Here is a 25,711-nt window from a genome sequence, read left to right as displayed (position 1 = left end):
CGCCGGCGGAACGACCGCGGCGGGCCTGACCACCGCGACCGGCGAGCCGCTGGCCGACCGGCTCGCCGACCAGTTGCGCCGGGCCGGCGCGGCCGAGGTGCGCTTCGCCGCCACCCTGGACGAGTTGGCCGCGCTGGCCGACACGGCCACCGGTCCGCTGCTGATCACCGGCACCGACCTGGTGGCGCACACCGCCGTCCTGCGGCACCTCGCCACCAGCCCGGTCGGGCCGACCGTGGCGTTGGTCCTGACCGATCCGCCGGTGCCCGGACGGACGGCCGTGCGCGAGGAGCGCGGTCAGGTGGTCGACGCCGGCCCGCTGGAAGCCCTCGACGGCGACGCCACAGGCGTGTTCGGCGGCGCGCTCCGGGTCGGTGTGGACGACCTGCCGACCCTCGCCGCCGCCGCGCGGGCCGCCGCCGTCGGCGCGCGGCCGGTCGCCGCCCCGATCGGCCCGGCCGGTGACGTGTCGCCGCTGCCGGCGGGCGGGCGCGCCGGCCACGACGACAGCGGGTCCGCCGTGGACCGGCTCGTCGCGGGTCTCGCGGCGCTCGGCACCCTGATCTTCGCCCAGCGGGTACGTCTGCTCGTGGCCCACCGGGTCGAGGACGGTGCCGGCCTGGTCGCCGCCGAGGCGGCGGTGACCGCCGTCGACGAGGACCGGGCCGAGCTGCGGCTGTCGGTGAAGGAGCGCGACGACTTCTTCTCCACCTACTTCGTCAGCACCTGGTCGCCGTACGTCGTGCGGATGGCGGCCCGGCTGCGGCTCACCCCGACCGGGGTCACGGTGATCTCGGTGCTCTTCGCGTTGGGTGCGGCGGTGCTGTTCGGGGTCGGCGGCCGGCTCGCGCTCGTCAGCGGCGCGGTGCTGCTCTACCTCGGCTTCGTGCTGGACTGCGTGGACGGCCAGTTGGCCCGCTACACCCGGCACTTCAGCGCGTGGGGCGGCTGGCTGGACACGATGGCGGACCGGGCCAAGGAGTACCTGGTCTACGCCGGGCTGGGCTTCGGCGTGAGCCACGCCGGACTGGGCAACGGCTGGGCACTCGCCATCGCCGCGATGACGTTGCAGACCGTCCGGCACATGACCGACACCTGGTACGGGGCGCTGCACGACGAGGCGGCCCGCCGACCGCGTACGACGACGGGTGCCAGCGGCGGGATCGGCGACCGGCTCAACGCGGCCTCCACCCGGGTGCAGGCGGACACCGGCTCGCTGTCGTACTGGCTGAAGCGGACCGTGGTCTTCCCGATCGGGGAGCGCTGGGCGCTGATCGCGCTGACCGTGGCGCTGTTCAACCCGCTGGTCAGCCTGATCGCGGTGCTGGTGTGGGGCGGGTTGGCGTTCGCGTACACCGGTGCCCTGCGGACGCTGCGGGCCCGCTGGATGTGGGTGCCGGTGCTGGACACGGTCGACGCCACGTTGCACCGCGACGACGGGCCACTGGCCCGCCGGCTGCCCGTGGTGCGCCCGATGGGGCCGCTCACCCTGGCGGTGATCGCCGCGCTCGGCCCGGCGGTGCTGCTGGTCGCCGCCGGAGTGGGCGACGATCCGGCCGGACTGCGCTGGGCGGTGCCGGTGGCGTTGCTGGTGCTGCTGGCCGGCGGCCTCGGTGCCGGGGCCGCGCACAACGGCCCGCTGGACTGGCTGGTACCCGCCGCGTTGCGGGCCGCCGAGTACCTGTTCGCGATCGCGGTCGGGGTCGTCGGCGGCGCGCCGGGGTGGCTGATCTTCGGGTACGTCTTCGTGCTCACCGTGCACCACTACGACCTGACCGCCCGACTGGAGAAGCGGCAGGCGGCACCTCCGCTGCACACCGCCACGCTGGGCTGGGAGGGGCGTTCGGTGCTGCTGGCGCTCGCGGCGATTACCGGCGTCGTGAGTATCGGCATGGCTACACTCGGTGCGTACCTTCTCGTGGTTTTCGTGGTGAGCGTCGTCCTGGCCTGGTTCGTCCGGCCGGCCCGTAGCGCGCGGGCCTCGGCCGCGCCGGTGGGCGCGGGAGGTGTCGCGCCGCGCTGACGAAGGGGACGGCCCGATGACGCTGATCAGCTTCGTGGTGCCGGCCTTCCGGGTGCAGGGTTATCTGCGCGAGTGCCTGGACTCGATCCTCGGCCAGCCGGAGACCGACCTCGAGGTGATCGCCGTCGACGACTGCTCGCCCGACGCCAGCGGCGAGATCATCGACGAGTACGCGGCCCGCGACCAGCGGGTCCGGGCCGTCCGACTGTCGGAGAACGTCGGCCTGGGTCCAGCCCGCAACATCGGGCTGGACCGGGCCGTCGGCGAGTACGTGTGGTTTCTCGACGGGGACGACTGGCTGGTGCCGGACTGCCTGTCGGAGGTGGCCGAGCGCCTTCGGGTGACCCGGCCGGACGTGCTGCTGGTGGACCACGTCCGGACACACTGGAACGACACCGCCACCCGCAGCGCGATGGCCGAGGTGTTCCCGGAGTCGCCCGGCCCGGAGACCTTCGCGCTGCGGGAGCGACCGGAGGCCATGCGGCTGCTGCACACCGCCTGGAACCGCCTGGTGCGCCGCGAGTTCCTGGTCGACCTGGGCCTGCGCTTCGCGGCCGGCTGGTACGAGGACGTCCCGTTCAGCTATCCGGTGCTGATGGCGGCGCGCCGGATCGGCGTACTCGACCGGGTCTGCGTGAACTACCGGCAGCGCCGCGCGGGCGCGATCACGAAGACCCGGGGGGACCGGCACTTCGAGGTGTTCTCCCAGTGGCACCGGGTCTTCCACCTGATGGATGCCTGGTCACCGGCCGTGGACGCGCTGCGTCCGGCGGTCTTCGAGCGGATGATCTGGCACTACCTGACCGTGCTGGGCAACGGCCAGCGCATCGCCCCCGAGCTGCGGCCGGCGTTCTTCGCGCAGATCACCGCGGACTACGCGCGGTGGCTGCCGGTCGGCGGGTACCCCGTACCGGCGGGTGTCGAGGGGGTGAAACACCGGCTGGTCGCGGACGGACGGTGGCGGACGTTCAGCGCCCTGCGGGCGGCCAGCCGGGCCCGTGACACGGCCCGTCGGCAGGCGCGCACCGCCCGGCGTCGGCTGGGGCCGGTGGCCCGGCGGGGTGCCCGACTGACCCGCGACGGCCTGCTGCGTGAGTACTACCGGGCCGAGCTGCGCCGGCCGGTGGACCCGACACTCGCGGTGTACGCGGCCTACTGGTTCCGGGGATACTCCTGCAACCCGGCGGCGATCTACGAGGCTGCCCGCCGGCTGGCCCCCGAGGTACGCGGGGTGTGGATCGTGCGCCGCGACCGGGTGGACGCCGTGCCGGACGGGGTGGAGTACGTGGTGGCCGGCACCCCGGCCTACTACCGGGTGCTGGCCCGTGCCCGTTGGCTGGTCAACAACGTGAACTACCCGGACTTCGTCCGCAAGCGGCCGGAGCAGGTGCACGTGCAGACCCACCACGGCACCCCGGTCAAGGTGATGGGGCTGGACCAGCAGCGCTACCCGGTCGGCGCGGGCCGGATGGACTTCGCCGGCCTGCTGCGCCGGGTGGACCGCTGGGACTACAGCGTCAGCGCCAACAGCTTCTCCACCCAGATGTGGGACCGGGCCTACCCGGCCACGTACACCACGCTGGAGGTGGGTTACCCGCGCAACGACCGGCTGGCCACCGCCGGCCCTGACGAAGTGCGCCGACTGCGTGCCGAGTTCGGTCTCTCCCCGGACGAGCAGGTGGTGCTGTACGCCCCGACGCACCGCGAACACCTGCCCGGTTACCGACCGCCGTTCGACCCGGACCGGTTCGTCGAGGCGCTCGGCGACTCGGGACGGCTGCTGATGCGCAGTCACTACTTCCACGACCGGGAGCGCCGGCCGGGCCGCCCGGCGGAGTTCCACCGGGTGCGCGACGTCAGCGGCTACCAGCGGGTGGAGGACCTCTACCTGGTCGCCGACGTGCTGGTCACCGACTACTCATCGGCGATGTTCGACTACGCGGTGCTGGACCGGCCGATCGTGCTCTACACACCCGACTGGGAGGCGTACCGCCTGGCCCGGGGTGTCTACTTCGACGTCACGGCGGAACCGCCGGGCGTCGTGGCCGGTACGTTCGCCGACCTGGTCGACCTGTTCCGCACGGACGCGGTGCGCTCCGAGGCGGCACACAAGGCCCGCGAGCGCTTCCGGAGCCGGTTCTGCGGGTTGGACGACGGACACGCGGCCGAGCGGGTGGTGCGCCGGGTGTTCCTCGGCGAGCGGTCCGACCAGGCAGCGAGCTGCTGAGAGCTCGGTCTCCCGCCCCCCGCGTAATGCCGGTGACATGGGCCGAACATGAGACGTTTACCCGATGTGCGAAACCAATGATCCTGGTCACAGTCATCAGGGGTTCGGCCGAGAGACGTGGGGGAGATGACGGTGAGCACCGTCGCACTCAAAGATGTGACCAAGGTTTTCAAGGACGGCACCTTGGCCGTCGACAGCATAAATCTGGATGTGAACGACGGCGAGTTCATGGTGCTGCTGGGGCCGTCGGGCTGCGGCAAGTCCACAGTGCTGCGCATGATCGCCGGTCTGGAGGACCCGACGCAGGGCGCGGTGCTGCTGGACGGGGAGCTGGCGAACGATCTTCCGCCACGCGACCGCAAGATCGCCATGGTCTTCCAGGACTTCGCGCTCTATCCGCACATGACGGTCGGCGACAACATCGCCTTCCCGCTGCGGCTGGCCGGTGTGGAGCCGGAGCCGCGGGGTGAACGGGTCACCGACGTGGCGAGCGCCCTGGGCATCAGTGACGTGCTCGGTCGCAAGCCCGGCCAGCTCTCCGGCGGTCAGCGCCAGCGGGTCGCCATGGGTCGCGCGATCGTCCGGCGACCCGGGCTCTTCCTGATGGACGAGCCGCTCTCGAACCTGGACAGCGGGCTGCGCGCCGAGCTGCGGGCGGAGATCTCCGGTCTGACCCGGGAGCTGGGCGTTACCACCGTGTACGTCACCCACGACCAGGCCGAGGCGCTGACCATGGCCGACCGGGTGGCCATCATGCGCCGTGGCGTGCTCCAGGACGTGGGCACGCCCACCCAGGTGTACGGCCGTCCGGCGACGCTCTACGTCGCCGCGTTCCTGGGCAGTCCCCGGATGAACCTGCTGGAGGCGTCGGTCTACGTCCACCTCGACCGGTACATCGCGCTCAACCTCGGTGAGCAGTCGCTCTACCTGCCCTGGAACGACATCCGCAGCCGGGCGGTCGCGCACTACCACGGTGAGCGGATCGTGGTCGGGATGCGGGCCGAGGCGCTCACGCCCGTCGCTCCGGACAGCCCCGGCGACGTGCTGCGGGGCCGTATCCGCTACCTCGAGCACCACGGCCACGAGTCGCTGGCGTTCCTCGACATCGGGGCGACCGCGATCATGGTGGACGAGATGGGCGCGCCGCTGGACCCGCCGCCGGTGGGCCAGCGTGGCCTGCGCCGGTTCGGCGCGGTGATGCAGCGGCTCACCGGCAAGCCGGTGGAGACCGAGGACGTGCCGAGTGCCGCCTCGCGGACGACGAGCGTCCTTCCCGACCCGGGTCGGCACCACCGCCGCCCGGCGGAGCTGGCGGTACGACTCGCGCCGTACCCGGCCGTCACGGCCGGGCACCCGCTCGCGGTCTCGGTCCGGATGGACGCCCTGCACTTCTTCGACGAGCGCGGTGCGCGCATCGACGTGGGGTGGCGGTGACGCCACGCCGCAGCGGGGTGGCGGCCCGTGCGTCCGGTGTCCTACCGTCTGCCCACCTAGTCCCGTCCGTGCCAGACCGAGAGGGGTGCGCCCGTGTCGGGTGACCGTCCCAGTCCGCTCGTCATCGAGCGCATCCTGCGCGACCGTCAGGGCATCTGGCAGCAGATCGTCGCCGAGGGTGATCTCAACGCGTTGACCGGCCGGATGCTGGCCAGCTCCGCCATCGCCCTCGCCTGTTACGGGGCGGTGCTCGGCGCGTTCCACAGCCCGCTGATGGCGCTGACGTCCGCGCTGAAGCTGCCGCTGCTGTTCCTGGTGACGCTGGCCATCTGCCTGCCCACGCTCTACCTGTTCAACCTGGTGTTCGGTGCCCGGCTCTCGGTGCGTCAGTCGTTGGCGCTCGTGATGGTGGCGATCACTGTCACCTCGATGCTCGCGGTGGCGTTCGCGCCGATCAGCCTCTTCTTCCTGATCACCGCGCCCGACTACGGCTTCTTCAAGCTGCTCAACGTGGCGATCCTGACGCTGTCGGCGCTGGTCGGGCTCCGCTTCCTGACCGGCGGCATGCAGGTGCTCAACGACCACGGGCTGCTCGCCCCGGCGGCCAGCGCTCCGGCGACGGCCAGCGCCCCCGGCCAGGTCGGCGTTCCGGTGGCGGTCAGCGCTCCGGCCCAGGTCGACGCCTCGGCCGTCGTGCACGCCGGCACCGCGCCGGCGGGAGCCGCCGAGCCGGTCGCGGTATCGGCCGGGGCGGCTGCCAACGGCGCCACGGCGACCAGCACGGCCACCGCGCCGGCCCCGGCGGCTGTTCCGGCGCAGTGGGGTGGGCAGCAGCCCGGCGTCGCGCTCCCGCCCGGTACGCTGCCGCCGGGTTACCCGGCGCAGCAGCGCCCGTGGGCCAACCCGCCGGTGCGGCGCGGCGAGCCCACGCAGCGTCCGGCAAGTATGACGCTGCTGTACATCTGGATCCTGCTCTTCGGCTTCGTCGGCACCCAGTTGGCGTGGACGCTGCGCCCGTTCTTCGGCGATCCGGGTCAGGATTTCGCCCTCTTCCGCAGCATCGACGGCAACTTCTACGCGGAGATCCTGCGGACGATCGCCAACCTCTGACGCGTCGCGGAGTCGGGGAAAACCCTGGTTGCCGCCCTGGTTACCGAGAAGTAGCGTCGGGCCATGACCATCGACTCCCGCCAGGTGGCGGCCGGCATCCTGCAAGCGGTGCCGTTCGCCCGGACGCTCGGCATCGAATTCGTCGAGGTGGCTCCGGAGGCGGACGGCGGGGTGCGGGCCACCGTCCGGCTCCCGGACACGCCGGCCACCCACAACCACGTCGGCGGCCCGCACGCCGGGGCGATGTTCACCCTCGGCGAGACGGCCTCCGGCGCGGTCGTGCTGGCCGCCTTCGGGCAGCTGCTCGACCGGGCCGTGCCGCTCGCCGTCCGTGCCGAGATCGCGTACCACAAGCTGGCCCGGGGTGCGGTGCTGGCCACCGCGCGGCTCGGTCGCCCAGCCTCGGAGGTGGTCGCGGAGCTCGAATCCGGTCGGCGGCCCGAGTTCGCCGTCGAGGTGGAGATCGCCACCGAGGACGGCACACCCACCTCGGCGATGACCGTCATCTGGACCCTGCGCCCGAACTGAGCCGGCCCGGCGACGGCTGAAAACGGGTTTGGGCGCCCAGCCGGGTGGTTAGATTCGTACCGTGCTGGGCCTACCTGCTCATGTGACCGCCTGTCTCTTCGATCTGGACGGTGTGCTGACGCAGACCGCCCGGGTGCACAATGCCGCCTGGACCGAGACGTTCGACGAGTTCCTGCGCAAGCGGGCCACGGCGACCGGGGAACCGTTCCGGCCGTTCGACCCCGGCCCGGATTACAACCGCTACGTGGACGGCCGGCCCCGCGCCGACGGCGTCCGGTCGTTCCTGGCCTCCCGCGGGATTGAGCTCCCCGAGGGCAGCCCGGACGACCCGCCGGAGGCCGACACGGTCAACGGCATCGGCAACCGCAAGAACGTCCTGCTACTGGATCGTCTGCGCACCTCCGGCGTCGAGGTGTACCCGGGGTCGGTGCGCTATCTGCGGGCGGCGACCGAAGCCGGGTTACGTCGGGCGGTGGTGACCGCGAGCGCCAACGGGCGGGAGGTGGTGGCCGCCGCCGGGCTGGAAGACCTGCTGGAGGCGCGGGTCGACGGGCTCGTGGCCCGCGAGCGGAAGCTGCGCGGCAAACCCCAACCCGACACCTTCCTGGCCGGTGCCGAGGTCCTCGGCGTCGACCCGACCCAGGCCGCAGTGTTCGAGGACGCGCTCTCCGGCGTGGCCGCCGGCCGGGCCGGCGGTTTCGGGTACGTGATCGGTGTCGACCGGGTGGGGCAGGCCGACGAACTGCTCGCGCACGGCGCTGACATCGTGGTGAAGGATCTCGCGGATCTGCTCGACGCGGGCGACGCCACCCCGCCGGCGCCACGCCCGACCGGCGAGCGGGGCCTGACATGATCCGGGAACGGGCCTATCCCGTCGAGCCGTGGCACATCCGGGAGACCCGGCTGGACATGGACGTGCTGGCCCAGTCGGAATCCGTCTTCGCGCTCTCCAACGGGCACGTCGGCCTGCGCGGCAACCTCGACGAGGGCGAGCCGCACGGTCTGCCCGGCACCTACCTCAACTCGTTCTACGAGCTGCGTCCGCTGCCGTACGCGGAGGCCGGTTACGGCTTCCCCGAATCCGGGCAGACCATCGTCAACGTCACCAACGGCAAACTGATGCGACTGCTCGTCGACGACGAACCGCTCGACGTGCGCTACGGCGAGCTGCTGTCCCACGAACGGGTCCTCGACATGCGGGCCGGCACCCTGCACCGGGAGCTGCACTGGCGCTCGCCGGCCGGCCGCGAGGTCAAGGTTCGCAGCACCCGGCTCGTGTCGTTCACCCAACGGTCGGTCGCCGCGATCAGCTACGAGGTGGAGGCCGTCGACGGCCCGCTGCGGTTGATCGTGCAGTCCGAGCTGGTGGCCAACGAGTCGCTGCCCGCGCAGAGCAAGGACCCCCGGGTCGCGGCCGTTCTCGAATCCCCGTTGCAGGCCGAGGAGGAGCTGACCACCCCGGACGGCGGCCAGCTCATCCACCGCACCAAGGTCTCCGGGCTGCGCGTGGCCGCGGCCATGGAGCACGAGGTGCACGGTCCGGACCGCACGACCATCGAGTCCGAGGGGTACGAGGACTGGGTGCGTACCACCATCGGCTGTGTGCTCCAACCCGGCGAGAAGCTGCGGGTGGTCAAGTACCTGACGTACGGCTGGTCGAGTCGACGGTCGCTGCCCGCGCTGCGCGACCAGGTCGGCGCGGCACTGGCCGGCGCCCGGCTGGACGGCTGGGACGGGTTGCACCGGGAGCAGCGCGCGTACCTGGACGAGTTCTGGGACGCGGCCGACGTGCTGGTCGACGGTGATCCGGAGATCCAGCAGGCCGTACGGTTCGGGCTCTTCCACGTGCTCCAGGCCGGTGCCCGTGCCGAGCAGCGGCCGATCTCGGCGAAGGGGCTGACCGGCCCGGGCTACGACGGGCACGCCTTCTGGGACACCGAGATGTTCGTCCTGCCGGTGCTCACGTACACCCAGCCCTCCGCGGTGCGCAGCGCCCTGCAGTGGCGGCACAGCACGTTGGAGCAGGCCCGGGAACGCGCCGCGACGCTCAACCTCAAGGGTGCCGCCTTCCCGTGGCGGACCATCGAAGGGCCGGAGTCGTCCGGGTACTGGCCGGCGGGTACGGCAGCCTTCCACATCGCCGCCGACATCGCCGACGCGGTACGACGGTACGTGCTGGTCACCGGTGACACCGCCACCGAGCGGGAGATCGGGCTGGAACTGCTGGTGGAGACCGCCCGACTCTGGCGCTCGATCGGGCACCACGACCGGCGCGGCCAGTTCCACATCGACGGGGTCACCGGCCCCGACGAGTACACGGCGGTGAAGAACGACAACATCTACACCAACCTGATGGCCCAGCGGAACCTGCTCACCGCCGCCGACGCCGTCATGCGCTACCGGGACGAGGCGTTCCACCTCGGGGTCACCGACGAGGAGGCGGCGAGCTGGCGGGACGCCGCCACGTCGATGCACGTGCCGTACGACGACGAGTTGGACGTGCACCAGCAGGTGGAGGGGTTCACCCGGCTCCAGGAGTGGGACTTCGCGCACACGCCCGCCGAGAAGTACCCGCTGCTCCTGCACTATCCGTACTTCGACCTGTACCGCAAACAGGTCGTCAAGCAGGCCGACCTGGTCCTGGCGATGCACTGGCGGGGGGACGCCTTCACCCCCGAGCAGAAGGTGCGCAACTTCCTCTACTACGAACGCCGGACGGTTCGCGACTCGTCGCTGTCGGCCTGCACCCAGTCGGTGCTCGCCGCCGAGGTGGGCCACCCGGACCTGGCGCACATCTACCTGCGCGAAGCCGCGCTGATGGACCTGCACGACCTCAATGAGAACACCCGCGACGGCGTACACATGGCTTCGCTGGCCGGCGCGTGGCTCGCCCTGGTGAGCGGGCTCGGCGGGCTGCGCGACCATGACGGCGAGCTGTCGTTCGCACCTCGGCTCTCCAGCCGGCTCAGCCGTCTGGAGTTCTCCGTCCAGTGGCGCGGGCTGTCGCTACGGGTGGACGTCCGGCCGCACCAGACGACGTACTCGCTGCGCCACGGAGGCCCGGACGACGTCGTGGAGCTGCGGCATCACGACCAGATGCTGCGGGTCACCTGCGACGAGCCGGTGACCGTGCCGGTGCCTCCGGCCGAGCCGGCGGGGCCCCCACCGGAACAGCCGCCGGGCCGGTCGCCCCTGCTCCGGCTGCCCGAACACAAGCAGCAGTGACGGCCGGGGCGGGAATGTTCCCGCCCCGGCCGTCGTGTGCGTAAGTCAGACCGGCTCTCCGGTCGAGGGGCGTCCGATCGCGTCCCGGGGCGCAGCGGCCTTGGGATCGTCGGGCAGGCGGGCCGAGGCGGCCTGGTCGCCGAAGTCCTGGTTGCGCTCGGCGTCCTGTTCGCGTTGGGCGCGCTCGGCCATCTGCTGCTGTCGGGAAATCTGCTGCTTGGCCATCATGATCCTCGCGATCCGTCGGGGCGCGGCTGCGCCTACACGGTCTGCGGTCTCGGCGTCGCGTACCCGACGGCCCACCCGACAAACGCCGCGCCCTCCGGCTGCCCGGCGCGTGTGACGCGCTGTGCGACCGGGCGCAACTGACGCGCTGTGCGACCGGGCGCAACTGACGCGCTGTGCGACCCGGCGCGTGTGACGCGGCGGGCGGGGTAACCGGACCGCAGGCGAGCGTGCGGAGGTGTGGCATGGACGAGCAGGGCAGCACGGTGACCATCCCGGTTCGGGACGCCCCGCTCCCCGCCGACCTGCTGGTGCCGGCTCAGCCGGCCGGCGTGGTGCTGTTCGCGCATGGCAGTGGTAGCTCGCGGCGCAGCCCGCGCAACGTGGCGGTGGCCCGGAAGCTCAACGACTACGGCCTCGCGACCGTCCTGGTCGACCTGCTCACGCCGGCCGAGGAGGAGGTGGACACCCGCACCGCCGAACTGCGGTTCGACATCGGGCTGCTCGCCAGCCGGCTGGCCGGGATCGTCGACTGGTTGGCGGCCGAACGTCCGGCGGGTGACGTGCCGATCGGTCTCTTCGGCGCCAGCACGGGCGCCGCCGCCGCGCTGGTGGCGGCCGCGTCCCGCGCCGACCGGTTGGGCGCGGTGGTCTCCCGTGGTGGCCGACCCGACCTGGCGGGCTCGGCGTTGGGCCAGGTGCGCACTCCGACGTTGCTGCTGGTCGGTGGCCTGGACGAGGAGGTGCTCGCGCTCAACGAGCGGGCGCTCGCCGAGCTGGGAGATGTCGGCGAGTTGCGGGTGGTACCGGGGGCCACCCATCTCTTCGAGGAGCCCGGCACGCTCGACCAGGTCGCCGAGCACGCCGGCGTCTGGTTCACCACCCACCTGGCCCGGACGACCACCGCGCGCCGCCACGCCTGACCGGGCGTCGGCGTCACTGCGCCGCTGGCACGTGCGTGGTGGAGCGGTGGCGTTGCACGGTGTCGATGATGCGCCACAGGACGGCGGTGATCGGGACGCTGACGAAGGCGCCGGCGATGCCCGCGATGAGGGTGCCGGCGGTGACCGCCACCAGGATCACGGCCGGGTGCAGGCGTACCTGGCGCTTCATGACCAGCGGCTCCAGCAGGTTGCCCTCGATCTGCTGCACCGCGACGACTGCGGCGAGGGTGAGCAGGGCGGTTGTCGGCCCGTTGGCTGCCAACGCCACCAGCACCGCGACCGCCCCCGCCACCGTCGCCCCGATGATCGGCACGAAGCCGCCCAGGAATGTGATCAGCGCCAGCGGCAGGGCCAGCGGCACCCGCAGCACCACCAGGGCCAGACCGATGCCGATCGCGTCGATGGCCGCGATCAGCATGGTTCCCCGGCTGTACGCGCCGAGCGTCTGCCAGCCGCCCCGACCGGCCTCGGCCACCAACTCCCGGTTCGGGCCGGCCATCCGTGACAGCGTCCACTGCCACATCGACCGGCCGTCCTTGAGCAGGAAGAAGAGCAGCACCAGTGCGAGCAGTGCGGAGCCGACGACCTCGCTGGCCGTCCGGGCCCCGGACACCGGGTCGGGCGAGCTGCCGCTGAGCCCGTCGCGGGCCTGGTCGACCAGTTTGTCGAGTTGGGCCTCGCTGACCGGCAGGGTCGACGTGACGAAGTCGCGGCTGCGGTCGAGCCCCTGGGTGAGTTCCTGACTGAGCTGGTCGAACTGGCTGGCGGTCAGGTTCCACACCAGCGCGCCGACGCCCACCAGGATGCCGAGCAGCAGCAGGACGGTGAGCAGCGCGGCCAGCGCCGCGGGCAGGCGAAGTCGGCGCAGGCGGACCAGCACCGGGTCCAACAGCGCGGTGAGGAAGATGGTGGCGGCCAGGGCGATGGCGAGCGGGGCCAGCAGGACGGCGATCCGGCCCAGCAGGTAGAGCCCGGTGACGATCACCACCAGGCAGGCGCTCCAGAGCACCGCGGTCCGGACCAACCAGGGCAGTGCCGCCCACGCGTGGCGCGCTCCGGTGTCACCGGTCGTCGCCGTGTCACCGGTCGTCGCCGTGCCGCCGGTCGTCGGTGCGGCGTGCGCCCCGGGTTCGTCTGCCGTCATGTCGGCCTCCTCGCTCGGCGAGGTCCGTACCCGGCCGGTCGTGCGCCGACACCCGACCGCCCGCGCGGATCGTACGCCGCCCGGGGTCCGCTGGTCGGTGCTTCGCGTCCGAAGGGCCATCGCCCGGTGTTTGCGCCGTCGGGCCGGGGGAAGGCGAAGGGGAACCACCGAAGGAGGAGGAGCGCCGTGGGTGACTTCATGGACAAGGCCAAGGACTTCGCCGACAAGCACGACAAGCAGGTTGACCAGGGTATGGAGAAGGCCGGCGACATGGCCGACAAGCGCACGGGCGGGAAGTACGACGACCAGATCGACAAGGGCGTCGACCAGGCTCAGGCGCGTACCGGTGAGGGTGACCAGGTCCGCTGACGTACCGGACGTTCCCCGGGCCGCCGAGGATTCGGCGGCCCGGGACTGTCCTTGTCGGACCTGACGTCGGTCAGCCCTGGCGCAGTTCGTCCATCGAGGTCGGCCGGTCGCTCAGCGCGTCGCGCATCCGGTCGATGATCCCCGTGCCGGGGGCGAGCAGTTTGTTGGCCGGGGGGTGGTCCGGGGCGCTCGGGTGCGGCCGGGTCGGCGCGATCTTCTTGAACGCCGTCACCTTGCCGGCCAGCTCGACCATCTCCTCCTGGGCGGTGGCGGCGCGCAGCCGCGGGAACAGGTCGTTCTCCTCGTCCTGCACGTGGTGACGGATGGTGCTGGTCAGGTGGGCCAGCAACTCGTCGAAGCGTGGGTCGGACGGGTCGACCGATTCCAGGTCCTTCATCGTGCGTTCGGCGTCGGCATGTTCCGCGATCTCGTGCTCGGCGATCTGGTCGCCGTCGGGCAGTACCTCGCGGGCTGTCGGATAGACGTACGCCTCCTCGGCCACGGCGTGCCGGACCAGCTCGGCGATCACCACGTCGGCGAGCTGACGACGGTGCTCGGGCGTACCCTGTCGCGTCTCCAACTCGACGAAGAGGGTTTCGACCTCGCGGTGGTCGGCGACGAGGATGTCGACCACATCCTGGTCGCCGGTGCTCTGTGGACTGCTCATCTGGGCCCCTTACCGGTTGCGGATCGGTGGGTGTGTGGCCCCTGGTACCCCGCAGCGGACCGGCAAACCTACGGACGCCGATGGATTCGGATGCTGCCGGTGTCGGTGGGGCGGGTGGGACACAGAGGCACGATTGGTCGGACGCCTCCGGGGTAAGCGCCGCCATGCCCGACGACCGCACACCGGCAGAGCGCGACCGGTCACGCCTCGACGAGGCAGCCGAGCGCGGCGGCCAAGCGGTCGAACGGGTGCGGCACCGCAGCGGCCAGGCGGGCCGGATTCGTGCCCGGCAGTGGCAGGTCACCCTGGTGATCGCCGTCCAGTCCGGGCTGGCGGCGGCGCTCGCGGCCCTGATCGCCAAGCACTTCCTTGGCCAGGGGGCGCACGTCTTCGCTCCCGCTGCCGCCGTCGGTACGATCGCCACCGCCATCGGGCAGCGGGCCCGGCGCACCTTCGAACTGTTGGCCGGTGTCGGGCTGGGCATCGTCATTGGCGACGGGCTGCGCTTCATCGTCGGCTCGGGACCGTGGCAGACCGGGGTGGTCGTCGCCCTGGCCATCGCCAGCGCGCTGCTGGTGGCCGGGAAGGGTGGCCCTCTGGTCGGTCAGGCCGGCGGTACCGCCGTACTGATCGCCACGCTGGCCCCGATGGGCCGTGGCCTGGAGGTGCCCCGGATCTTCGACGCGCTCGTCGGCGGGGCGGTTGGTCTGGTGGTTGTCGCGCTGTTGCTGCCGGTCAACCCGATGCGGGTGTTGGACCGGGCGGCGACGCCGATCTTCACGATCCTCTGCGAGCAACTCGACGAGCTTGGGCGGGCGCTGCGGCAGCGCGACAGCAACCGGACGAGACACGTGCTGGATCGGCTGCGCGGCACCGACGAGGACCTCGGCCGACTGCACGACGCACTGAGCGGGGCGGAGGAGGTGGTGACGATCGCGCCGGTCCGGTGGCACCGTCGCCAGCAGTTCCACCGGTACGCCCACAGCGCCGACAACCTCGAACGGCTGCTGCTGGACACTCGCGTCCTCGCCCGCTGGTCGACGACCGCCCTCGAGTACGACGAGCCGATCCCGTCGGAGCTGCCGGACGCGATCGGTCGGCTGGGGCAGGCGGTAACGGAGATGCGGAAGGAGTGCCGGGTCGGCAACGATCCGCGGTGCACGCGGAAGCTGGTCGAGGAGTGTGCCGAGTTGGCCGGAAGGGCCGCCGCGAGCGGGGTCAAATCCTTCGGCGATGCGCTCGTCACCGGCCTGCGTACCGCGGCGAGCGACCTGCTCCGGGCCGCCGGCTGCGAACCGGACGACGCCAACCGGATCGTGCGTCGGGCGGCCGGCGCCGGCGAGTCGACCATCGCTCCGCCGCCCCGGCGTGAGCTGCACCGCGCCCGGCCGACGCGGGCCGTTCGTGCGCGGCGTCGGGTGCACCTCGCCAACCGCAGACGCGACAACAGCAGGGCCGGCCCCTCCGCGCGGGAGAGGCCGGCCCGCTGAACGGTCGGATCAGGACGAGTAGCCGCGTTCGGCGATCCAGTTGGCGACCTTCGGCAGGCTCATCCAGTACTCGCCCAGCGCCGGGTCGGCCGGGTCGGCGACACGGATGTCGTCTCCACCGTCGCGGTAGCCGACGAGCGTCAGGTAGTGGCCGCCCTCGTACGAGTGCGGGTTGCCGTCGGTGTCCACGGTTGTGCCCTTGATGTTGGCCACCACCGGGCGGCCGGCGTCGATCGCGGCCAGCACGTCTCGGCGTAGCTTCTCGACCTGGTCGGGGCGGGCCACCGAGTCACGGATCTCCGTGGTCCGGTAGCGGCCTCCGGTCAGCTCGTTGAGCACGCGGGTGGTGTCGAGGGCCGACGGTGTGCCCGCCTCGGTGGTGCCGAGGCGCTTGGCCACCTCGTCCTGGGACAGCGCCTTGCCCTGCGCGGACAGCGCGATGCGTGTCGCGGCCGGGCCGCAGTAGAAGAAGTTCGGCTGTGCCTGGTAGTCGATGTCGAGGATTCGCTCGGCGCTGCGGTTGGTCTGGCTCGACGAGGACGGGGCACCCTGCGCGGGGGCTGCCTGCGCGGCGACGGCGGGCCCGAGGGCGCAACCGCCGGCGACCAGCAGCCCGACGACGGACAGGCCGCTCTTCTGCACGATGGGGTTCATGGTCGAGTCTCCGTTCGGGGGTGCCGCCCTCGTGGCGGTCTCGGCCGTGGTTACCGGGGACGTAACGACCCGGCTCCGGGTGGCATTCCGCCACCGCCGAAACGGTCAGGAGGGACGTACCGGACGTCAGAGACTTCCGAGCAAACCCGTCACGGTGATCTCGATGACCACACGCTCCGGATTCGGGCGCGGCGTACGGTACCGCTCGGCGTAACGGCGCTCGGCCTCCGCGACGGCGGTCCGATCCGAGCGGAGCACCGCCCGCCCCTCGATCGTCAACCAGCGACGGCCATCCACGTGACACACGGCCACCGGGGTGCCGTCCGGGCCGGCTGCGGCCACCTGCCGGGCCTTGCGGGACGTGCCGGAGGTGATCACCCGGGCCAGCCCGGCCGCCGGATCGAGAGTGACTCCGACGGGCACCACGTGCGGGGTGCCGTCGGCGCGCAGGGTGGTCAGCGTCGCGAGGTGCCGCTCCGCACAGAAGGCGGCCACCCGGTCGTCACGGATGTCCAGCCGGTGACCACCCGCCATGTGCGTCTCCCGTCCTGTGTCCCAACCCCGATCATCGTACGGAGCGGGCGCGGTCCTCCTCCGGCGGAGCGTCCGACTGCCCGGGCAGGCGACGGCCGGCCGCCCGGCGCTTGTGGACCAGTCGGGTGAGATAGATCAGCGCGCCGGCCAGGACGCCCATGTCGTCCAGGTAGATCGGGTCCGGGAGGATGTCCACCGGGAAGATCGTATAGATCAGTGCCCCGTAGAAGGCCACCTTGCCGCCCGCGCCGAGCCCGGTCAGCAGCCGCCTCGTGCGCACCACACGCACCGCCAGCACCACCGCGCCGACAAGTGTGGCGAGCGCCAGGATGCCGGCGACCACCACGAGGACCCACGACTGTCGGGACATGCCGTCACGCTAACCCACGGACGCCGTCCCGGCTCGGATCGCTCGCTCGGCAGAACCGCTCGTCGCGCCGCCGGGTCAGAACGCCGGGACCGCCGCCCGACCCCTGGCGACCACCGTGTTCTCCCGCGTCTGGTCGGCGGACGGGCGAAGGACCTCGCTGAGCGGCAGCACCGAGGACGATTCCGCCCTGCGCCGTCCGCTGGCCGCCTGCGCCTCCGCACGCAGACTGCGAGCCGCCGCCACGGCCAACTCGGCAGCCCGCCAGGCAGCCTGCTCCCGATCCCGGGCGGCAGCGTGCCGGGCCGCCAGGTTGTCGCGGACGGCCCGGTGGAGCACGAGTTCCTGCTCGACGGGGTGCAGCCGGGGGTCCCAGCCGTCGCGGTGCGCAAAGACGTCACTGAGTTGTTCCACCGACAACTCCCGTCGCCAGTACGCGTCCAGTGCGGCCCGGTGCAGGTAGCGCTCGCGGTCGGCGTACTCGGCCGGCGTCCGGTCGGTGTGCGGCAACGGCATCGCGGCCGCCGCGCCGAGCCGCCGTACGCCGGCCTCGGCCGTCTCCAGCGCCTGCCAAGCGGCTTCGACGGTCTCCTGCGCGGCTTCCCACTCCGCCCGGCGGCGCTGGGCGGTGGTGGTGGCACGTTCGGCGGCCACCGCGATCTCCTGCGCGTAACGGCTCTGCTCCCGCTCCTGGAGCGCCTGTTCCAGGTGGCTGGGCATGGCGGCCTCGCGGATGCGGGCGGTCGGGTCGAGGCCGAGGCGGCCGGGGCGTACCAGGAGTGCGGCGACGGCGAACACGACCACCCCGAGCAGGCTCAGCCAGATGAAGGCGGCCCGGGGTACGTCGGGCAGGACGGCGGAGAGGACGGTCTGCATGATCAGCACCTCGCGGTCGGATGACGGTATCGAGGGATGGGTCCCGACGGGACGGGCTCCGCGGCGTCGGGGCGAGCTGTACGGGTGGTCGGCCGGGGCTCAGCGCCGTCGCCGGGCGGATTCGCGCTCCGGAGCGGCTGTGGCTGCGCGTCGCGGCCGACCTGCCGCCCTGGGCACCCGGACGACGACCCGGAGAAGGGTCAGGCGAAGCGTCGGGTGACCTGGCGGCCTGAACTCAGCTTGCGGGAGGGCCGCGTCGGGGCGGGGTGCGGCGGCCGGGCTCGACGGTCGGCACGTGCTCCGCGCCCGCGAGGACCGGGCCGGCCGGTGCGGTGAGGTCGCCGTCGGTCGGCCGGGTAGGGGCCGGCTGGCTCGCACGCTCGGTGGTCGTGGTGGCTCCGGGCCGAACCGCGTCCACCCGGCTGCTCACGGCGCTCGGTCGCAGTTGCGCCTGCGCGGGAGGCGGGGTGGCGGCGAGGGCGCCGCCGACGCCGACAGCGAGCACCAGCGCGGTGACCGCCAGCCGGGTCAGCTCCCGCAGCGACCGCAGCACGGCCCAGCGGGCTGGGCGGACCAGAGCTGCGGACGACACCCGACCAACCTATCCTCCGCGCCGGCACGGCGCAGCACGGCGGTGACGACATCGGCAGTGACCACCGCCACCGCCGACACTGTGGACGGTCGCGCCAACCCGACATCCCGCGCCGTGAGCTGCAAGCCGTGGGCGGTGGACCGCACGCCGATATTCGTGCGCCGACGCACGGTGACCCCCGCCGGAGCGGTTCCGGCGGGGGTCACCCGTGGTCGTGTGCGGTGCCGGTGTCAGCCGCCGAGCACCGGTGGCGCGGCGTCCCCGCCGTCCCGCCACACCATCTCGTCCTCGGTCAGCCAGGTCAGCCGGTCGTCGGAATCGTCGTCCTCTCCATGGCCGTGCCCGCCGAGCACCCCGGGACGGCCGGCGGACCGACCGTTACCCGTCAGGCCCTGCCGACCGCCTGCGGCGGCCCGACCGGACTCGTTGCGCCGACCGTCGATGCTCCGCCCGACGCCGCTGGCCGAACGGCTCTCGGCAGCGGCGGCGCCCCCGGTCGGCCGGCCCGACGTGGTGGGGGTGCTGGTGGAGCCGGCGAGCGCGGAGGTGCGCAGCACCCCGCCGGCCGGTGTGCCACCCGGTGTCCCGAAGAGCAGGCTCGGACCGCCGGTGGCGCTGGCGGGCATGGTGGTCGGCCCGGACAGACCGGCCAACCCGGCCGCCCCGCCGGCGAGCAGGGCGCCGCTGACCAGCGGGTCCGCGCCAGCGAGGGAGGTGGAGCCCTGCTCGCCGTCGCCGGTGCCCTCCGGCCCGACGACGACGACAGACGTGCCGCCGTCGTGGCCGGGAACCGAGCCACCCCCGCCGGCCGGCGCAGCGGCCACGCCGTCGGGCGTCGCCATGGTCGCGCCGCCCGTGTGCGCGGTGAGGCCGGTGGCGGTCGGCGCGGCCGACGGCGTCGTGCTGGCCGGGCCGCTGCGCGGCGTCGGCCGATCGTCGTTGACCGTGCGCGGTGTCTCCGGATGCGGAGGAGGCGGGTCCACGACGCGGTCGTAGGCGGAGAGGTCGTAGCCGGCCGCCAACTCGGCAACGAGGGTCACCATCCGCTGGTGGGCCTTCTCCTGCTCCGCCTTGTCCTGCTGGTGGCCCATGATGCCGCCGACCACCATGCCGGGCAGCCCGAACGCGGAACCCTTGAGCGCGCCGGAGACGGCCTGATCGTTGTCGTCGGTCTCCTCCGGGCTCTCCGCCTTCTTGTGCGCGGTGCGCAGTTGGCCCGCCATCATGGTGAGCCCCTGCTTGATGCCGGACATGCCCTCGCCCAGCGCGTCGGAGTGGTCGACGATCAGCGTCAGGCGCCGCTGGAACTCCCGGCCCGCCGAGCCCGTCCAGGTGTTGCCGAGCTTGTCGAGGTCGCCGCTCAGCTCCCGGCCGAGGCCGTCCAGGATGCCCTTGAGGGCGGCCCACTGGGCGGCGATCCCTTCGATCTGCTCCGGCTTGCCGGCCATCACCGCGTCGTACAGCTCCTGGTGGCTCCGACCCTCGTAACGCTGGGTGTACTCAGACACGCCCGTCCCCCTTCGGCTGCAACGCCCGGTCGACCCCGGTCAACGCCGCGGTGATGTCGGTGGCGTTGGCCGCGTTACGCGCCTCGGCGGTGCGGTAGTTGGCGAGGATGGTGCTGGTCGCCTGCTGCGCCGCCTGCACCGCCTGCCGGAGCCGCTCGGCCTGGTCCACGTAGGACTGGTGGACCTCGCTGTAGCGGCGCGAGTTCTGTGTCGCGTCGTCGAACGAGCCAAGCGCCGGCGGACTGCACTGCATCTCGGTGTTGAGCTTGCGCAGCAAGGATTCGGCCTGGCTCAGCCGCAACGCAAGGTGCTGGTGGAAGTCCTCAAGGGACAGCAGGTCGACTTCCGTACGCCCGGTCATGGCAACATCCCCGTCGTTCTGGTTGACAACCGTCAGCGGACCCAGGTTAGTCCACCTCCGCGACCCGGGCGACCCGTCCGAACGGCTCAGTCGTCAGCGCTGGTCGATGCCTCCGGCCCTCCGCCGCCGGTGCCCTCACCCGTCGGGGCGGTCGTGCTGGGCGTCGGCGAGGTCGGCGGTGACGCAGGCGTGCTCGCCGGTGCGTCGCCGGGCGCGAACTGAGCGAGCGCGGCCTGCTGGTCAAGGGTGGGGCCGGTGGGGATCAACGCGAGCAGCGAGCCGGGCACCGCCAGCGGCTTGACCCCCTCGTAGCCGAGCGCGCCAAGCGTCTCGGGCGAACCGAGCGGGTACCGGACACCCTGGGGACTGATCAGGTAGACCGTCGCACCGGCGGCGCCGGAACCGCTGGTGCCGGCGCCGGGCGCGGCCTGCGCCAGGACGCCCTTACCGCCGGGCAGCAGCACCGACTCCGCCGTCCGCACCGCGTCCCGGGCGGTCTGGCGCACCGGCACCGAGCCCGGCTCGTTATCCGTCAGCTCCGCCGGCACCCGGTCGAAGATCTCCAACGTGGTGATCGGCGGACCACCCGCGTCGCCGGCCCGGTACGTCGCGCAGAGCAGCGTCTGTCCGGCCCGCGCCGCGTACAGGGTCGGCAGCGTCCTCGGCATCCCGTCCGCGTCGAGCCGCTGCTCCGTCAGGAGACGGCCGGCCTGATCGGGCGTGATGTCGGTGATCCGACCGCCACCACTGAGCAGCAGCAGCGCGGTGATCTCACTGATCGAGACGAGGCCTTCGCGGGCCAGTACGTAGTGCTGCCCGGCCGCCTGGAAGACCTGACCGATGGTGGCGGGACTGCCGGCGACGCTCAGCCCGCTGCGCTCACCCATGTCGGGCAGTGACGGCTTGCGCAGTGGTGGACCGGCCGGTACGGCGTTGAGCAGTTGCTGCCCGACCGGTAGTGGGGCCGTACCCGTCATTCGCAGCGCCGCGATCGCCTGGTCCCCGCCGCGCACCTCCAGCCGGGAGTCGCCGGTGAGCAGGTGCCGCTGGCCGTCCACGGTGACCAGCACCGCGCGGTCACCGAGTGGCGTGCCGCCGGGAAGCGCCCGGTCGATCACGACGCGGGTGGTGGAGCGGCGCGGGTCGACCGGGTCGGGCACGTCGCAGACCGACCACGGCAGGCCCGTCAACGACTTGCGGTCCGGCAGCGCGTCGGGCGCGCCGACGATGCCGACGGTACGACCCCGCGGCCGGTCCCGCAGCGACGCCTGCGACTTGGTGCGCACCGCCGGGTCGGGCTCGTTCAGGATCAGCCGGGCCGAGGTGTAGTTGAGCGTCGGGTGCAGCTGTCCCTGGGCGTACACGTAGGTCGCGCCGGTCTCCCGTTCGATGACCAGCGTGTTCTCTTCCAGGGGAGCGGTGTTCCCGGTCAACTGGCCGTACGCGCCCACGCCGCCGAGCACCACGGCGGCGGCGATCACGCTGCCGATGACCGCCATGCCGAGTCGTCGCATCGGCAGGTTGGTGGTCTCCGGGTCGCCCGACAGCAGCGCGGAGACGATCCGGCGGGTGACGAAGCGGTACGCCTGCACCTGATCGCGGCGGGTCCGCATGACTTACCTCCGGCGGGGTGGATCCGCGACGATGTCCTCGGGGTGCCGTCGCGGGCTTCCCTACGATAAGGGGCCGACGGTGGGTCCTCGGGGCCCCCGCCGGACCGCTTCGGCACGGAGCCGTACCGTCCAGGAGGGACAGTCAGCGATGACGCAGGTTCAGGCGCGACCCGCGGATGCCGTCACCAGGCCGTCCACCGTACCGGCGCGGGCCACCCCTGCGGCCGATCGGCCGGGTCGGGGTCGGATCGGTCCGGTGCTGGTCGGTCAGCTCGTCGTACTCGAGGTCTGTGCCGTGGCCGTGTGGGCTGCGACGGCCGGTCCGAGCTGGCTGCTCGCGGCCGTGGCGGTCGTGGCGGTGGTGCTCGTACTCGCCGCGTTCGCCCGACGTGGTGGACGCTGGTGGTTCGAGGACGTGCTGCTGCGGCGCCGGCTGCGTGACCGCCGTGAGCGGGCCGAGGCGACCCTGGCCGGCGATACCGCAGCGGACCCCCGGCTGGCCGCGCTGGCACCCGAACTGCATGTCATCGAGTTGACCGATCGGGGCACCCGGCTGGGCATCGGGCAGGACGACCAGGGGTGGTTCGCGGCGGTCGCGCTGCAACCGGCCACCGGCGCCGCAGTCGGCTCGGTGGACGCGTCGACAGTGGACCGGGCGTTGCGGGTGCTTGCCGACTTCTCGGCGCCGGTCTCCCGGGCCCAGGTGGTCGCGCACACCCTGGTCTGGTACCCGGCAGCCGGTGCGCCACCGGCGGCACACCGTACCGTCTGGGTGGCGTTGCGGCTCACGGTCCGTGACGCACGGGTCGAGACCGTGAGCCGAGGCGGTGGGTTGCCGGGCGTCCACCGGACGCTCGCCACCGGGATCGGCCGGCTGGGCAAGGCGCTGACGGCGGCCGGCCTGGCCCACCGGCCGCTGGGCCGCGACGAGCTGCGCGCCGCCGTGGTGTCCGCCGCCGGACTGGACCTGGTGCCGGAGCCGCCGACGGAGACCTGGCAGGGGCTGCGCGGCGGCGGCTGGACGCACCGCTGTCTGACCCTGCGGGGCCGGCCGGGCGCACCGCTCGGCCCGCTGGTGGACGCGATCACCGCCACCTCCGCGCCCTCGCACACGGTGGCGGCGGCGGTGACGCCCGACGGGCGCGTGGCGGCCCCACTGCTGCGGGTCGCGGCGATGGACAACCACGTCGAGGCGCTGGTCAAGGTCGTCCGGGAGGTGGCGCATCGCGCCGGTACGCCGACGCGGCCGATGGACGGGCAGCACGGACCCGGCGTGTACGCCAGCGCGCCGGTCGCCTCGACGACAGGCCGGCAGCCCCGCTGACCGTTCCTCCTGCTCGGGTACCCGGCCCCTCCTGCCCGGCAGGCGCACCAGCCTGTCGCAGGCGGCACGGGGAGGGGAAGCTGCAATCGGTCGCCCAAAAAATTTAGTCTCTGGAGACTAGACTTTCTCGGCGGGAGTGGTAACGTTTCCTCCGTTGACGACGAAGATCGGTTAAAGACGCAGACGTGACAGGCCGAGCGCGAAGCAGAGCCCGGAAGTTCTCGTGGCTGGCTCGGTAACCGCGGTGGAACCACATCACCGCGTGCAACACGGCACGTGCACGACAAGACCTTGACGTAACTCCAGGTCAGGGCAACCGCAGGCCGGGCCGATGCAGTGTTCGGGGCTCCGCCTGAAGCAGTAGGGATCCGCCGCACATGTTTGGGGCCATGAAGTCGCGTGGGGCTCCGACATCGACGGATAGCACGGTAGATAGGTGAAAGCAGAGGAAAGGGAGGGTTTGGCGCCGTTGGATCGCCCGCCGTCAGGACGTAGTTCCAGTTCTGGGGCGGACACCGTAATCACTTTGAACGCGAGGTGGTCTCCGGTCACGCTTATGCGATCCTCGCACTGCCTGCTGATAGCGGCAGGGTGCGGAAACGAGAACCCGACGAACCTGTCGGTAGATGGTGTATTCAACCCGTAACCCTGGGCCCCGGCGCGACACGCGCCGGGGCCCTCGTTCACGAAGAAGGAATGTATGGCCCAACCCGATGACATGCTCGACGACGACGACTACCCCGCCTACACCATGGGCCGCGCCGCCGAGATCGTCGGCGCCTCGCAGGACTTCCTGCGCCGCCTCGACGAGGCGAGACTGATCGTCCCGTTCCGCTCCGCCGGCGGCCACCGCCGCTACTCCCGATACCAGTTGCGCCTGGCCGTACGAGCCCGGGAGATGGTCGACCACGGCACCGCCCTGGAAGCCGCCTGCCGGATCATCATCCTCGAAGACCAGCTGGAAGAAGCCCTTCAGCACCACCGCGACCACGAATGCCGCCAGCCGGGCGGCGCCGCCTGATCAGTCAGGGGCGGAGGTTGACGATCCAGCCGTACATGCCGCAGACCCAGACGGCGAGCGGCACCAGGGCGATGATCAGCAGGATCTCGACGATGTCGAGCAGTCGCCCCCACACCGGCGAGATGCGCTTGCCCGCGACGGACAGGCCGTAGATCAGGCTGACCACGGCCGCCATCAGCAGGCCACCGAGGATCAGGCCGAGGCGGACCGCCAGCGGGCCACCCGCGAAGGTCGCGGCGGCGCCCAGTCCCAGCCCGACGGTGCCGGCGAGCAGCACCGGGACGCGCTGGGCCCGCCCCAGCAGCGGACGCGCCCGAAGCAGCGACAAGAGTGCCAGCACCAGGCACAGCAGTACGGCGGCCAGGCTGCCGTCCAGGGCCAACACCAGCTGCGCGCCGAGCACCAGCAGCGACACCGTCCACCACAGACCAGTGAGGAACGCGTCCGCGCGGTCGCTGCGCTCGAGCACGCGTCGGCCGTCCACGAACTCGCTGTCGGTCTTCAGATCGTCCGGGCCGGTCGGGATCGACGGCACCGGCAGCCGGGCCAGCCGGTAGGCCGCCATCGGCAGCGCCGGCACCATGCCGAAGGCCACCGCCGCCACCACCGCGGCCCCGGCTGCGGCGTCGATGTCGAGCAGTAGGCAGAGCAGCGCGCCCACGCCGGTCGCCGCGCCCAGGCCGATCGCGGCGAAGAACAGGGGGTACCTGTCGTCACCGACCGCCAGCACGGCCACCGCCCCGGCGACCACCACGGCGGTTGCCGCGAGCAGGACGTGCGGACTCGCCAGCTCGGTCAGCTTCCGGTCGCCGGCCAGCAGCAGCAGGCCGCCGGTGCCCGCGTAGGCCAACCCGGCCAACGCCAGTACCGCGCCCGTCCGGCTGTCGCCCGCAGCCCGGGCGAGCACCGCCGCGCCGACCAGCAGCGCCACCGCGACCAGCAGGGCGGCCACCGCCCCGGGTAGGTGCGGAGGGCCGGTGAACAGCGCCGCCAGCGCGCCGCCGCCGAGCGCCACCGCGGCGAACAGCACCGCGAACGAGCGGGTCGCGTCGACCTGCCAGGAGCCGGGCCGTTGCGTGGTCGCGGTGGCGACCGCGTCCACCACGTCGTCGAAGACGATCTCCGGAGCGGCGGCCGACCGGGGGTTGAAGTACAGCACCTCGCCGTCGCGGACCGCGAGCTGCGCGGCCGTACGACCACCGTCCAGAGGCGGCTCACCCAGGCGGGACAGTGCCCAGCCGCCGTGCCGCACCCCGTCGTCGGCCAGGTCCTCCCCGGCGTAGCGCAGCAGGGTCGGCAGCAGGTCCGCCATCGGTACGTCCGAGGGCAGCGCCAGATCCATCCGGGTACGTGGAGCCACAATGGTGATCCGGCTCAGACCACCGGTCGCCGACTTCGTAACCACAGTGGCCTCCTGGTGTCCATCTACGATCAGCGGGCCGCGGCACCACGGTACGGGTGCACCGCGCCCACGG

Annotated in this window: 24 protein-coding genes; 12 read left to right on the top strand and 12 right to left on the bottom strand. The window is 72.4% G+C overall.

Annotation, left to right across the window (positions count from 1 at the left end; genetic code table 11):
- Nucleotides 1-25: 25 nt before the first annotated feature.
- The 7 genes from ABZU91_RS07175 (at nucleotide 26) to ABZU91_RS07145 (ending at nucleotide 10,547) form a co-directional block, all read left to right on the top strand.
- Nucleotides 26-2,023: a DUF5941 domain-containing protein gene (locus tag ABZU91_RS07175; RefSeq protein WP_355235752.1), complete on the top strand. Its 1,998-nt coding sequence runs from the start codon at nucleotides 26-28 to the stop codon at nucleotides 2,021-2,023.
- Between the two features lie 16 nt (nucleotides 2,024-2,039).
- Nucleotides 2,040-4,250, top strand: coding sequence for a bifunctional glycosyltransferase family 2 protein/CDP-glycerol:glycerophosphate glycerophosphotransferase (locus tag ABZU91_RS07170; protein ID WP_355235250.1), 2,211 nt, complete (start codon nucleotides 2,040-2,042; stop codon nucleotides 4,248-4,250).
- A 132-nt stretch (nucleotides 4,251-4,382) separates the two neighbouring features.
- Nucleotides 4,383-5,684 (top strand): ABC transporter ATP-binding protein, encoded by a 1,302-nt coding sequence (locus ABZU91_RS07165; protein WP_355235247.1) that lies wholly within the window; start codon nucleotides 4,383-4,385, stop codon nucleotides 5,682-5,684.
- A gap of 93 nt (nucleotides 5,685-5,777) precedes the next feature.
- Nucleotides 5,778-6,794, top strand: a complete 1,017-nt coding sequence (locus tag ABZU91_RS07160; RefSeq protein ID WP_355235244.1) for a hypothetical protein — start codon at nucleotides 5,778-5,780, stop codon at nucleotides 6,792-6,794.
- A 63-nt stretch (nucleotides 6,795-6,857) separates the two neighbouring features.
- A complete protein-coding gene (locus tag ABZU91_RS07155) occupies nucleotides 6,858-7,322 on the top strand; it encodes a DUF4442 domain-containing protein (protein ID WP_355235241.1) in 465 nt (154 codons plus the stop codon).
- Nucleotides 7,323-7,383: 61 nt separating this feature from the next.
- Nucleotides 7,384-8,175, top strand: coding sequence for a beta-phosphoglucomutase family hydrolase (locus tag ABZU91_RS07150; protein ID WP_355235238.1), 792 nt, complete (start codon nucleotides 7,384-7,386; stop codon nucleotides 8,173-8,175).
- Entirely contained in the window at nucleotides 8,172-10,547 is a 2,376-nt protein-coding gene (locus ABZU91_RS07145) for a glycoside hydrolase family 65 protein (RefSeq protein ID WP_355235235.1), read from the top strand. The genes ABZU91_RS07150 and ABZU91_RS07145 overlap by 4 nt, the downstream gene beginning before the upstream one ends.
- A 45-nt stretch (nucleotides 10,548-10,592) precedes the next feature.
- On the opposite strand, the gene ABZU91_RS07140 is transcribed toward ABZU91_RS07145, so the two are convergent.
- Entirely contained in the window at nucleotides 10,593-10,772 is a 180-nt protein-coding gene (locus ABZU91_RS07140; protein WP_234591596.1) for a hypothetical protein, read from the bottom strand.
- 245 nt (nucleotides 10,773-11,017) lie between these two features.
- Between ABZU91_RS07140 and ABZU91_RS07135 the strand changes: the two genes are divergently transcribed.
- Nucleotides 11,018-11,695 (top strand): dienelactone hydrolase family protein, encoded by a 678-nt coding sequence (locus tag ABZU91_RS07135; RefSeq protein ID WP_355235232.1) that lies wholly within the window; start codon nucleotides 11,018-11,020, stop codon nucleotides 11,693-11,695.
- A 13-nt stretch (nucleotides 11,696-11,708) separates the two neighbouring features.
- Here the strand turns inward: ABZU91_RS07135 and ABZU91_RS07130 are convergent, their stop codons facing one another.
- Entirely contained in the window at nucleotides 11,709-12,860 is a 1,152-nt protein-coding gene (locus ABZU91_RS07130) for an AI-2E family transporter (protein WP_355235229.1), read from the bottom strand.
- 186 nt (nucleotides 12,861-13,046) lie between these two features.
- Between ABZU91_RS07130 and ABZU91_RS07125 the strand changes: the two genes are divergently transcribed.
- On the top strand, nucleotides 13,047-13,229 hold the full coding sequence (locus ABZU91_RS07125; RefSeq protein WP_355235226.1) for an antitoxin: 183 nt from the start codon (nucleotides 13,047-13,049) through the stop codon (nucleotides 13,227-13,229).
- Between the two features lie 70 nt (nucleotides 13,230-13,299).
- Here ABZU91_RS07125 and ABZU91_RS07120 read toward each other — a convergent pair whose 3' ends face one another.
- A complete protein-coding gene (locus tag ABZU91_RS07120; protein ID WP_355235223.1) occupies nucleotides 13,300-13,896 on the bottom strand; it encodes a hemerythrin domain-containing protein in 597 nt (198 codons plus the stop codon).
- A gap of 164 nt (nucleotides 13,897-14,060) precedes the next feature.
- Between ABZU91_RS07120 and ABZU91_RS07115 the strand changes: the two genes are divergently transcribed.
- Entirely contained in the window at nucleotides 14,061-15,386 is a 1,326-nt protein-coding gene (locus ABZU91_RS07115) for an FUSC family protein (protein WP_355235220.1), read from the top strand.
- 9 nt (nucleotides 15,387-15,395) lie between these two features.
- On the opposite strand, the gene ABZU91_RS07110 is transcribed toward ABZU91_RS07115, so the two are convergent.
- The 8 genes from ABZU91_RS07110 to eccB form a co-directional block, all read right to left on the bottom strand.
- Complete coding sequence (locus ABZU91_RS07110; protein ID WP_355235217.1) at nucleotides 15,396-16,040, bottom strand: C39 family peptidase; 645 nt, start codon at nucleotides 16,038-16,040, stop codon at nucleotides 15,396-15,398.
- Nucleotides 16,041-16,166: 126 nt separating this feature from the next.
- Nucleotides 16,167-16,574 carry a TIGR03618 family F420-dependent PPOX class oxidoreductase gene (locus tag ABZU91_RS07105; protein WP_355235214.1) on the bottom strand — a complete coding sequence of 136 codons (408 nt, stop codon included), beginning with the start codon at nucleotides 16,572-16,574 and terminating at the stop codon, nucleotides 16,167-16,169.
- Between the two features lie 31 nt (nucleotides 16,575-16,605).
- Nucleotides 16,606-16,944: a YkvA family protein gene (locus tag ABZU91_RS07100; RefSeq protein ID WP_355235211.1), complete on the bottom strand. Its 339-nt coding sequence runs from the start codon at nucleotides 16,942-16,944 to the stop codon at nucleotides 16,606-16,608.
- A 75-nt stretch (nucleotides 16,945-17,019) separates the two neighbouring features.
- Nucleotides 17,020-17,817, bottom strand: a complete 798-nt coding sequence (locus ABZU91_RS07095) for a hypothetical protein (protein WP_355235208.1) — start codon at nucleotides 17,815-17,817, stop codon at nucleotides 17,020-17,022.
- Between the two features lie 235 nt (nucleotides 17,818-18,052).
- Nucleotides 18,053-18,409, bottom strand: coding sequence for a hypothetical protein (locus tag ABZU91_RS07090; protein WP_355235205.1), 357 nt, complete (start codon nucleotides 18,407-18,409; stop codon nucleotides 18,053-18,055).
- Between the two features lie 230 nt (nucleotides 18,410-18,639).
- Nucleotides 18,640-19,917 carry a WXG100 family type VII secretion target gene (locus tag ABZU91_RS07085; RefSeq protein WP_355235202.1) on the bottom strand — a complete coding sequence of 426 codons (1,278 nt, stop codon included), beginning with the start codon at nucleotides 19,915-19,917 and terminating at the stop codon, nucleotides 18,640-18,642.
- Complete coding sequence (locus ABZU91_RS07080; protein ID WP_355235200.1) at nucleotides 19,910-20,278, bottom strand: hypothetical protein; 369 nt, start codon at nucleotides 20,276-20,278, stop codon at nucleotides 19,910-19,912. The genes ABZU91_RS07085 and ABZU91_RS07080 overlap by 8 nt, the downstream gene beginning before the upstream one ends.
- Nucleotides 20,279-20,364: 86 nt before the next feature.
- A complete protein-coding gene (gene eccB, locus ABZU91_RS07075; RefSeq protein WP_355235197.1) occupies nucleotides 20,365-21,891 on the bottom strand; it encodes a type VII secretion protein EccB in 1,527 nt (508 codons plus the stop codon).
- A 148-nt stretch (nucleotides 21,892-22,039) separates the two neighbouring features.
- Here eccB and ABZU91_RS07070 point away from each other — a divergent pair, with 148 nt between their 5' ends.
- On the top strand, nucleotides 22,040-23,215 hold the full coding sequence (locus tag ABZU91_RS07070; protein ID WP_355235194.1) for a type VII secretion protein EccE: 1,176 nt from the start codon (nucleotides 22,040-22,042) through the stop codon (nucleotides 23,213-23,215).
- 700 nt (nucleotides 23,216-23,915) lie between these two features.
- A complete protein-coding gene (locus tag ABZU91_RS07065; RefSeq protein WP_355235191.1) occupies nucleotides 23,916-24,236 on the top strand; it encodes a MerR family transcriptional regulator in 321 nt (106 codons plus the stop codon).
- A 4-nt stretch (nucleotides 24,237-24,240) separates the two neighbouring features.
- On the opposite strand, the gene eccD is transcribed toward ABZU91_RS07065, so the two are convergent.
- On the bottom strand, nucleotides 24,241-25,641 hold the full coding sequence (eccD, locus tag ABZU91_RS07060; protein WP_355235188.1) for a type VII secretion integral membrane protein EccD: 1,401 nt from the start codon (nucleotides 25,639-25,641) through the stop codon (nucleotides 24,241-24,243).
- Nucleotides 25,642-25,711 lie beyond the last annotated feature (70 nt).

Origin of the sequence: Micromonospora sp. NPDC005174 (genome assembly GCF_040608495.1) — a bacterium.
Lineage (GTDB): Bacteria > Actinomycetota > Actinomycetes > Mycobacteriales > Micromonosporaceae > Micromonospora.
This window is presented reverse-complemented; position numbering and strand designations above follow the sequence as displayed.

What these genes read in the sequence shown, in the direction of transcription:
- ABZU91_RS07065 (WP_355235191.1), top strand. Translation starts at nt 23,916, where the DNA reads ATGGCCCAACCCGATGACATGCTCGACGACGACGACTACCCCGCCTAC.
- ABZU91_RS07155 (WP_355235241.1), top strand. Translation starts at nt 6,858, where the DNA reads ATGACCATCGACTCCCGCCAGGTGGCGGCCGGCATCCTGCAAGCGGTG.
- eccB (WP_355235197.1), bottom strand. Translation starts at nt 21,891, where the DNA reads ATGCGGACCCGCCGCGATCAGGTGCAGGCGTACCGCTTCGTCACCCGC.
- ABZU91_RS07110 (WP_355235217.1), bottom strand. Translation starts at nt 16,040, where the DNA reads ATGAACCCCATCGTGCAGAAGAGCGGCCTGTCCGTCGTCGGGCTGCTG.
- ABZU91_RS07080 (WP_355235200.1), bottom strand. Translation starts at nt 20,278, where the DNA reads ATGACCGGGCGTACGGAAGTCGACCTGCTGTCCCTTGAGGACTTCCAC.
- ABZU91_RS07105 (WP_355235214.1), bottom strand. Translation starts at nt 16,574, where the DNA reads ATGGCGGGTGGTCACCGGCTGGACATCCGTGACGACCGGGTGGCCGCC.
- ABZU91_RS07130 (WP_355235229.1), bottom strand. Translation starts at nt 12,860, where the DNA reads ATGACGGCAGACGAACCCGGGGCGCACGCCGCACCGACGACCGGCGGC.
- ABZU91_RS07100 (WP_355235211.1), bottom strand. Translation starts at nt 16,944, where the DNA reads ATGTCCCGACAGTCGTGGGTCCTCGTGGTGGTCGCCGGCATCCTGGCG.
- ABZU91_RS07120 (WP_355235223.1), bottom strand. Translation starts at nt 13,896, where the DNA reads ATGAGCAGTCCACAGAGCACCGGCGACCAGGATGTGGTCGACATCCTC.
- ABZU91_RS07140 (WP_234591596.1), bottom strand. Translation starts at nt 10,772, where the DNA reads ATGGCCAAGCAGCAGATTTCCCGACAGCAGCAGATGGCCGAGCGCGCC.
- ABZU91_RS07145 (WP_355235235.1), top strand. Translation starts at nt 8,172, where the DNA reads ATGATCCGGGAACGGGCCTATCCCGTCGAGCCGTGGCACATCCGGGAG.
- ABZU91_RS07135 (WP_355235232.1), top strand. Translation starts at nt 11,018, where the DNA reads ATGGACGAGCAGGGCAGCACGGTGACCATCCCGGTTCGGGACGCCCCG.
- ABZU91_RS07115 (WP_355235220.1), top strand. Translation starts at nt 14,061, where the DNA reads ATGCCCGACGACCGCACACCGGCAGAGCGCGACCGGTCACGCCTCGAC.
- ABZU91_RS07170 (WP_355235250.1), top strand. Translation starts at nt 2,040, where the DNA reads ATGACGCTGATCAGCTTCGTGGTGCCGGCCTTCCGGGTGCAGGGTTAT.
- ABZU91_RS07070 (WP_355235194.1), top strand. Translation starts at nt 22,040, where the DNA reads ATGACGCAGGTTCAGGCGCGACCCGCGGATGCCGTCACCAGGCCGTCC.
- ABZU91_RS07095 (WP_355235208.1), bottom strand. Translation starts at nt 17,817, where the DNA reads ATGCAGACCGTCCTCTCCGCCGTCCTGCCCGACGTACCCCGGGCCGCC.